At 67.9% G+C, this 1,139-nt stretch carries 1 protein-coding gene; it reads left to right on the forward strand.

Annotated features, from left to right (window positions below; translation table 11 throughout):
* Nucleotides 1–104: 104 nt before the first annotated feature.
* Nucleotides 105–1,139 (forward strand): hypothetical protein (locus ACRWNP_RS37080; RefSeq protein ID WP_431969405.1); only part of this gene is annotated, 1,035 nt, incomplete at its 3' end.

The following is a 1,139-nucleotide window of genomic DNA, read 5'->3' on the forward strand; positions in this document are numbered from 1 at the left end:
CCGCCCGCGCACACCCACACCATGATCGCCTACACCATCACAAGGGACGCGATCTGCTCTCATCGGGACGCCGGACCGCGCGCGAGGAGGTTGGTGCCTACCGGATCCTCGCCCAGGTCAGCCCCGCCTCGTACCTGCCGCGCTTGGTCAAGGCGTTGCTGCGTATGACGTACGACACCAGTTCCGGCCGCAAACATCCCGCATCCCTCGCACTGCACGAAGAGGCTGTGGCCGTGGCGCGATCCATCGATCCGGCCGAAGCTGCCCGTGCGGATCTTCTCTACGAGACCCTCGACGGGTGCCAGAGAGAGCTGTACGACCTGGGCCGGCGCGCCGAAGGGCTCGCCATGCGCGCCGAGATGCTCGCCATCGGCCGTGCACAGGCCGAGATGTCCGGAGCCCATGCGGTCCGGGGACTGCACACGTGGGCTGCTGGCCCGTCAGAGGAGGGCCGGTATGCCGAGGCTGCCGATGCCATGACCGAGTTGGTCGGAGCGATCCTGCCCGATGGTTTCGGCAGCGGATCTCTCGCCTGGTCACTCGTGGAGTGGATCGCCGCTCTCCACGACGCAGGTCGGTGCGACGAAGCGCTCAGCGCGTTCGGGACACTCGTCACCCTGGAAGCCTCCGAGGCCGCAAACGACCGCGGTTCGATGGCGTGCCATCTCTACGCGCTCATCGGGTACGCGCAGTTGCTCGACACCTACGGCCAGGAGGAGCAGGCTGCCGCTGTGCGTCAAGAGGCCCTCGCGTTGCTGACGGAGCTGGCCGACACCGGTGAGCGGAAGACCTGGAGTGGCTATCAGGCGGCGTTTTGGGCGGTCCTACTGTTCTTCTCAGGTGCCGACAGTGATCGGCCGGTGTCCGGTGAACCACATCCCCCCTTGGCGACGGCGCCCGGCCAATGGTCGCCCGATGTCAGGCGGCGCTACTTCGAGAGCCGTGACGCCCTCCGTGAGGAGGTCGACGCCCTTGCGCCGCGAGCCACGGAGCATCCCGACCGGCATCTGGCCGAACTGGTCCGGCTGCACCGGGTCCTCACCGTCCGCTCCGCCGTGTACTGGCAACACCGCACTCATCTGTTCGCGGAGCGCCTGCGCGCCCTGTTCGACGACGGAGTCGGCCTGGCATGCCAGCTG

The organism is Actinacidiphila sp. bgisy160 (genome assembly GCF_965342435.1).
In the GTDB taxonomy this organism is placed as follows: Bacteria; Actinomycetota; Actinomycetes; order Streptomycetales; family Streptomycetaceae; genus Actinacidiphila.